The sequence below is a fragment of the Nocardiopsis sp. TNDT3 genome, assembly GCF_003427465.1.
GTDB lineage: Bacteria > Actinomycetota > Actinomycetes > Streptosporangiales > Streptosporangiaceae > Nocardiopsis > Nocardiopsis dassonvillei.
This window is the reverse complement of sequence record NZ_QPFC01000409.1, coordinates 1-7317: the sequence shown is the minus strand read 5'-3', so window position 1 is coordinate 7317 and position 7317 is coordinate 1. Positions and strand designations below refer to the sequence as shown.

Annotated in this window: 6 protein-coding genes; 3 read left to right on the top strand and 3 right to left on the bottom strand. The window is 71.3% G+C overall.

Annotated features, from left to right (window positions below):
* Positions 1-336: 336 nt before the first annotated feature.
* Positions 337-1956, bottom strand: coding sequence for a glycoside hydrolase family 13 protein (locus DQW06_RS10905; RefSeq protein ID WP_013154369.1), 1620 nt, complete (start codon positions 1954-1956; stop codon positions 337-339).
* A 19-nt stretch (positions 1957-1975) separates the two neighbouring features.
* Positions 1976-2995, bottom strand: a complete 1020-nt coding sequence (locus DQW06_RS10900; protein WP_071622522.1) for a LacI family DNA-binding transcriptional regulator — start codon at positions 2993-2995, stop codon at positions 1976-1978.
* Positions 2996-3218: 223 nt separating this feature from the next.
* On the opposite strand from DQW06_RS10900, the gene DQW06_RS10895 reads away from it, so the two are divergent.
* The 3 genes from DQW06_RS10895 to DQW06_RS10885 are packed head-to-tail and all read left to right on the top strand — an operon-like array spanning position 3219 to position 6330.
* Entirely contained in the window at positions 3219-4529 is a 1311-nt protein-coding gene (locus DQW06_RS10895; RefSeq protein ID WP_198662423.1) for an ABC transporter substrate-binding protein, read from the top strand.
* A 56-nt stretch (positions 4530-4585) separates the two neighbouring features.
* Positions 4586-5434, top strand: a complete 849-nt coding sequence (locus tag DQW06_RS10890) for a carbohydrate ABC transporter permease (RefSeq protein WP_019609619.1) — start codon at positions 4586-4588, stop codon at positions 5432-5434.
* A complete protein-coding gene (locus DQW06_RS10885) occupies positions 5431-6330 on the top strand; it encodes a carbohydrate ABC transporter permease (protein ID WP_013154366.1) in 900 nt (299 codons plus the stop codon). Before DQW06_RS10890 ends, DQW06_RS10885 begins: the two co-directional genes overlap by 4 nt.
* A 71-nt stretch (positions 6331-6401) precedes the next feature.
* Here the strand turns inward: DQW06_RS10885 and DQW06_RS10880 are convergent.
* Positions 6402-7317, bottom strand: a 916-nt coding sequence (locus DQW06_RS10880; protein ID WP_117198385.1) for an alpha-hydroxy-acid oxidizing protein, incomplete at its 5' end; no start/stop codon positions are given.

Sequence of the window (7317 nt, the reverse complement as noted above, 5' to 3'; positions counted from 1 at the left end):
GGTGGGGTGCTCTCCCACAACGTGGGGCTTCGCCTCTGGGCCCCTGGGGTTGAGGCCGCGTTGATCGGCCGGGTGGGGCGTGTTTCCTCGCAACGCGGGCTTCGCCCGGAGGTGCCCCCTGTGGTCGGGTTCGCGGGGGTCGGTGGGGTGTTCTCCCGTGACGTGGGGCTTCGCCTCTGGGCCCCTGTGGTTCTGCTGAGCGATCCCTCGCCTCGGAAATCGTGGTCGCGCTTTCCGTTGGACCCCGAACTCCCCGAGGTGCCTTGTGGTCGGGACCGCGGTGATCGGCGGGGACGTCCTCCCGCGAGGCGGGGCTTCGCCTCGGGAGCACGCCGGTCAGCGGCGCAGCCACACCGCCGCGTTTCCCGGGAGCCGCCCGTCCAGCTCCGCGCTGGCCACCAGCACCCGGCCCGGCGGCAGCTCCACCGCCTCCTCGCCCGTGTTGACCAGCACCAGCACGTCCCCACCCCGCCAGTAGGCCAGCACCGGCCCCCGGTTCAGCGTGTCGTCCCAGCTCAGAGTCTCGTCCGAGGAGAACTCCCGGCGGTGTGCCAGAGCCCGGCGGTACAGGGAGAGCACGGACCCGGGGTCGTCGTTCTGGGCCCGCACCGACCACCGGCCCCACCCTCGGGGCTGGGGCAGCCACGGGGTGTCCCCGCCGAACCCGTACGACGCTCCTTCCCGTGTCCACGGCAGCGGCACCCGGCACCCGTCCCGCCCCTTGTCGGTGTGCCCGCTGCGCACCCACCGCGGGTCCTCCAGCGCCCGCGCGGGCAGGTCCGCCACCTCCGGCAGCCCCAGCTCCTCGCCCTGGTACACGTACGCCGACCCCGGCAGCGACAGCTCCAGCAGTGCCAGCGCCCGTGCCCGCCGCGTGCCCAGCTCCAGGTCCGGCTCCGGGTCGCGCCCGTCGGAGAGCAGCCACGCCTTCTGGTCGGTGCCCGGGGGCAGCCCCAGCACCGACACCGGCCGCACCACGTCGTGGTTGCCGATCACCCACGTGGGCACCGTGCCGACCTGCCCGGCGTCGGCGATCGAGGAGTCGATCACGCCGCGGTAGGCGTCGGCGTCCCACGAGGTCCTCAGGAAGTCGAAGTTGAACGCCTGGTCCAGCTCGTCCGGGCGCGTGTACAGCACCCGCCGCTCACCGGGCAGCCACACCTCGCCCACCGTGGCCCGGGGCGGGTCGAACTCCGCCAGCACCCGCCGCCAGTCCCGGTACACCTCGTGCACCTCGGGCCGGTCCAGGAACGGGTGGTCCGGGTTGGCCGCGATGTCCTCGAACCGGCCGCCCTCCACCAGCACCAGGTCGCGCAACGGCTCCCGCAGGTCCTTGACCAGCGCGTACGCCACGTCGATCCGGAACCCGTCCACCCCGCGCCCGCTCCAGAACCGCAGGATGCCGCGGAACTCCTCGCGCACCCGCGGGTCGTCCCAGTTCAGGTCCGGCTGCTCGGGCGCGAACATGTGCAGGTACCACTGCCCGTCCGCCACGCGGGTCCACGCCGGACCGCCGAACGTCGAACGCCAGTTGGTCGGCGGCAGCTCGCCGTCCGAGCCCCGCCCGTCGCGGAAGACGTACAGCTCCCGCTCGGGCGACCCGGGGCCGGCCTCCAGCGCCTCCCGGAACCACGGGTGCTCCTCGGAGGTGTGGTTGGGCACGATGTCGACCATCACCCGCAGACCCAGCGCGTGCGCGGCGGCCACCATCGCGTCGAAGTCCTCCAGGGTGCCCAGGCGCGGGTCCACGTCCCGGAAGTCGGCCACGTCGTACCCGCCGTCCGCCCACGGCGAGGTGTAGAACGGCGACAGCCAGATCCCGTCCGCGCCCAGGTCGGCGACGTGGCCCAGGCGCGCGGTGATCCCCGCGATGTCGCCGGTCCCGTCCCCGTCGGCGTCGGCGAAGCTGCGCGGGTAGACCTGGTACAGGACCGCGTCGCGCCACCACTGCTGCATGCTGGTTCCTCCGGATCGGTCAGGAGAACAGGCCGCGCGTGCTCCGGGGCGCGGCGGTGGACTGCCTCAGGATGAGCTGGGTGGGCATCTCCACCTGGAGGCGCGTGGCCGTCCCGCCGAGGATGCCCACGGTGAGCCGACCCGCGGTCAGCCCGGTGTCGTAGGGGGCCTGGTCGACGGTGGTCAGGTCCATCACCGCCGCGGTGTCGTGGTTGTCGAAGCCCATGAGGGAGATCGACTCCGGCACGCGCACGCCCGAGCGGCGCAGCGTGCGGTACGCGCCCAGAGCGAGGTCGTCGAACTCGGCCAGCACGGCCGTGGGCGGGTCGTGGTCCGACAAGAGCTCGCCCATGGCCAGCTCACCGCCCGTGTGCCCGGTGGCCTTGGCCACGCTCCGCGGCGTCAGCCCCGCCTCCGCCATGGCCGCTCCGTACCCCTCCAGCCGGTGCCGCGAGCTGGCGCTGGACCAGGCCTCGGACCGTGAGGCGATGTAGGCCACGCGCGTGTGCCCCAGGTTGAGCAGGTGCCGGGTGGCCCCCGCGGCGCCTGCCCGGTCGTCGATGTACACGCTGGCCCGATCGGGTGCCCTCTGCCCGACCAGCACCACGGGCACGCCCACGTCATCGAGCCGGTGGCACTCCTCCTCGGACAGGTCCATGGACACGGTGACCACGGCGTCGGTGTTGCGCCGCAGCGGCAGCGCCCGCGTCCAGCCCTCCCTGGCCCGCGTCTCGCCGACCTGGTAGACGAGCATGTCCAGGTCCGCCTCGCGAAGAGCGTCGCTGACCCCCGCCAGGACCATCCCGAAGAACCACGGCTGGAGGAAGGGCACGACCACCGCGACCCGCCCGGTGCGGCCGGTGACCAGGCCCGAGGCGTTGCGCGAGACCACGTAGGCCAGCTCGTCCGCGGCCCGCTGGACGCGCTGGCGCACCTCCGGGGCGACCCCGGGGGCCCCGCGCAGCACACGGGAGACCGTCGAGAGGGAGACCCCCGCTCGATGGGCGACGTCCCGCATGCTCGCGGGTTGGCTGGCCATGCCGTCCACGGTAGGAGCGCGACCCCGGTTATGGCAACGTTTTCACGAGGACATTCGGACGGCGTGCCTTTCCTTTCCGTGCATGATGTATATCGAAACGCGTTCACTGTTGACTAGATCACACAGTCGATGGCATCGTTTGCGCACGACCACGGGGGGATGTCCCAGCACACACTCGACGCCGCGCGCCCGGAGACCCGTCCGGCGCGGTAAGGAGAGAGCCATGCCAGTGCATTCACACCAGAAGGGGTACACAGTGCGCGCATGCGCTGCCGGGCTCGCCGCACTGAGCCTCACCCTGGCCACCGCGTGCGGCGAACCCCCAGGGGAGGAGACCGCGGGGGAGGGCGGCGAGACCGCGGGCCTGGCCGAGGACCCGGCGTTCGTCTGGGCGGTCACCGGGGCCGACCGCGCGATCCACGAGGAGGTCGCGCGCCTGTGGAACGAGAACAACCCCGACCAGCAGGTCGACATCTTCTTCCTGGCCCCCACCGCCGACGAGCAGCGCCAGGCCATGTTCCAGGACCTCCAGAACCAGGCGGGGGAGTTCGACGTCCTGGGCCTGGACGTCATCTGGACCGGTGAGTTCGCCGAGTACGGCTACGTCGAGAGCCTGGAGGACCTGCGCGGCGAGGTCGAGGGCGTCAGCCTGGAGGGCGCCGTCGACAGCTCCCAGTGGCAGCAGGAGCTGTTCGCGCTGCCCTACTCCTCCAACGGCGCGTTCCTCTACTACCGCACCGACCTCGTCGAGGAGCCCCCCACGACCTGGGAGGAGCTCTACGACACCGGCATGGCGGCCGCCGAGGAGGAGGGCATCTCCGCCTACGTCGGCCAGGGCGACCAGTACGAGGGCTTCGTCGTCAACTTCCTGGAGCTGTACTGGTCCGCGGGCGGCCAGCTGTTCGACGAAGCCCAGGAGCAGAGCACCTTCCTGGAGGGCGACGCCGCCACCACGGCCCTGGACTTCATGACCGAGGCCTACGAGAGCGGGTTCTACGCCGACGGCTTCGACACCATGGTCGAGGACGACGCGCGCGCCCTGTTCCAGGCGGGCGAGGCCGTCTACATGCGCAACTGGCCCTACGCCATCCCGCTCCTGGCGGGCGAGGGCGACGAGGAGAGCGCGGTCGCGGACGACTTCGCGGTCGCCCCGCTGCCCACATTCACCGGTGAGGGCACCACCAGCGCGCTGGGCGGTCTCAACAACGCGGTCAGCACGCTGAGCGACAGCAAGGAGCTGGCCCGCGAGTTCGTCCTGTGGGCGGCCACCGACCCCGAGGCGCAGGACATCCTGCTCCAGAACAGCCTGCCGCCGACCATGGCGAGCGCCTACGAGAACACCGACGACCCCGACTTCCAGATGCTCGGCGACATCCTCGCCCAGGCCCAGGCCCGCCCGCCGGTGCCCGGCTACAACTCGCTGTCCCTGGCCGTGCAGGACAACCTGCACCCGGCCTTCCGGGGCCAGGAGGAGTCCGGCACGGCCCTGGAGGCGGTGGACCAGGCGGCCAACGACGCGCTCGAACAAGAGTAGGTCACATGGCGACGACCCAGAGAGTCCGCGTGAGCAGGGGCCTGGGTGAGCGTGCGATGGGGCGGATCTTCCTCGCCCCGTCGTTCGCCTTCATGGCCGTGATCGCGCTCTTCCCGGTCTTCTACGCGATCGGGATGAGCCTCTACGAGATCCGGGGGTTCCGCCAGGAGTTCACCGGCGTCGACAACTACGTCCGCGTCCTGACCGACTCCGGCTTCTTCAACGCCGTCTGGAACACCCTGGTGTTCACGGTCGCGTCGGTGTCGCTGGAGTTCCTCGTCGGGATGGCCTTCGCGCTGATCATGCACCAGGCCTTCCTCGGCCGGGGCCTGACCCGCGCGGTCATCCTGATCCCGTGGGTCATCCCGACCGCCGTGGCCGCGCAGGTGTGGCGGTTCATGTTCGACCCCAACCCGGGCTTCGTGAACGCCGTCCTCGGCACGGACATCAACTGGCTGCGCGACCCGTTCTGGTCGATGGTCGGCATCATCAGCGCCGACGTGTGGAAGACCGCGCCGTTCGTGGCCCTGCTGCTGCTCGCGGGCCTCCAGACCATCCCGAAGGACTACTACGAGGCGGCCAGGGTGGACGGGGCCAACGCGCTCCAGCGCTTCTGGAACATCACCCTGCCGCTGCTGCGCCCGTCGATCGTCGTGGCCCTGCTGTTCCGCACGGTGGACGCCCTGCGCATGTTCGACTTCGCGTACGTGTTCACCGGCTACTCGAACTCGCTGGCCACCCTGTCGGTCTACGCGCAGCGCTACCTGGTCCGGGACCCGGACCTGGGCTACGCCAACGCGTTGTCCACGGTCACGTTCGTCATCGTCATGCTCGTCGGCCTGGCCTTCATCAGCCGGATGGGCCGCCACATGATCGGTGAGGCGCCGCGGAAGGAGAAGCGATGACGGCCGAGACGGTGAGGCCGAGCGGTCCGGTGCACAAGCCGCGCCGACGCGTCCACCCGGCGGTGGGCAACACCCTCAAGCTGCTCGGGCTGGCCGTGGTGCTGCTGTGGTGCCTGTTCCCGTTCCTGTGGATGGGCATGACCAGCCTGCGGACGGGATCGGCGGCGATCACCGATCCGAACATCTTCCAGGGGCCCTTCGACTTCAGCAACTACCGGGAGATCTTCAACCAGGGCTTCCAGTTCGCGCTGCGCAACTCGCTGATCGTGGCGACGGTGACCACGCTGATCTGCATCCCGGTGGCCTCGCTGGCGGGCTACGCCCTGGCCCGGCTGCCGCTGGCGGGCAAGTTCGCGATCCTGGCCGCCACCCTGGTCGCGACCCTGTTCCCGCCGGTGGCGCTGGTCAACCCGCTCTACCAGATGTACCTGCAGCTCAACGAGTGGACCGGGATCAACCTGCTCAACTCCTTCGCGGGCATGATCATCCCGTACGTGGCGCTGACCCTGCCGCTGGCCGTCTTCATCCTCACCACGTTCTTCGCGGGCATCCCCAAGGAGATCGAGGAGTCGGCGAAGGTGGACGGGGCCACCCCGTTCCAGGCCTTCCTGCGCGTGGTGGCGCCGCTGGCGGCGCCGGGCGTGGGAGCGGCGGCCATCCTGACCTTCGTGTACGCCACCAACGAGTTCCTGCTGGCCTTCTCCTTCGCCCCGAACGACCTGAACGTGCAGACGGTCCCGGTCTTCGTGGCGACCTTCCAGCGGGTCGGCTACGAGAACCCGATCGGGCAGATCATGGCCGCGTCGGTCCTGGTGTCGGTCCCGCTGATCATCTTCGCCCTGGTCCTGCAACGCAGGATCGTGGCGGGCCTGACCTCCGGAGCCGTCAAGGGCTGACAGCGCGACCGGAAGGAAGCGGACCGGTCCCGGCGGCGCGCGGCGTCTCCGGGACCGGCTCCGTGTCCGCGTCAGCGGCGCACGACGTCGCTCCCGTCCAGGTCCTTCGCGTCCTTGCCCATCAGCTCGGCGGTGATCTGCAACTCGGCCAGCGTCGCGCGCAGCACGTGCTCCACACCCGCGGCGCCGCCCACGGCCAGCCCGTACACCCACGGCCGCCCCAGCAGCACCGCCTCGGCCCCCAGCGCCATCGCCACGGCCACGTCGGCGCCCGAGCGCACACCCGAGTCGAACAGCACCGCGGCGCGGTCGCCGACCGCGTCCACCACCTCGGGCAGGGCGTCCAGCGCCGCCACGGCGTTGTCGACCTGCCGGCCGCCGTGGTTGCTGACCACGATCCCGTCCACGCCCGCCGCCACCAGGTCGGCGGCCTCGTCCCCGCGCACGATGCCCTTGACCAGCACCGGCAGGTCCGTCCACCGGCGGATGCGGGCGATGTTGTCGGTGCTCAGGGACCTGCTGGCGAACGCGCCCAGGAAGTGGAACACCGCCTCGGTGAACACCCCGCCCGGCTCCGGGTCGGCCTTGAGCCGGGACCGGAACTCCGGGTCGCTGAAGTAGTTCGCCGTGCCCTGGCTGCGCAGGAACGGCAGGTGGCCCAGCGCCAGGTCGCGGGGCCGCCATCCCAGCCGCTTGGTGTCGGCGGTGACGACGACCGCCTCCGCCCCCGCGGCCGTCGCCCGCCGCACGAACGACTCGGCCAGCGCGTCGTCGCCGGGCCAGTACAACTGGTACCACCAGGAGTCGACCGCCTCGGCGACTCGCTCCATCGGGGTGGAGGCGGCCGTGGACAGCACCATCGGCACGCCCACGGCGTTGGCGGCCTCGGCCACGGCGAGCTCCGCCTCCTCGTGCACCTGCTCCAGGACCCCGATCGGCGCGGTCAGCAGCGGCGCGGCGTACTCCCTGCCGAACAGGGTGACCCCC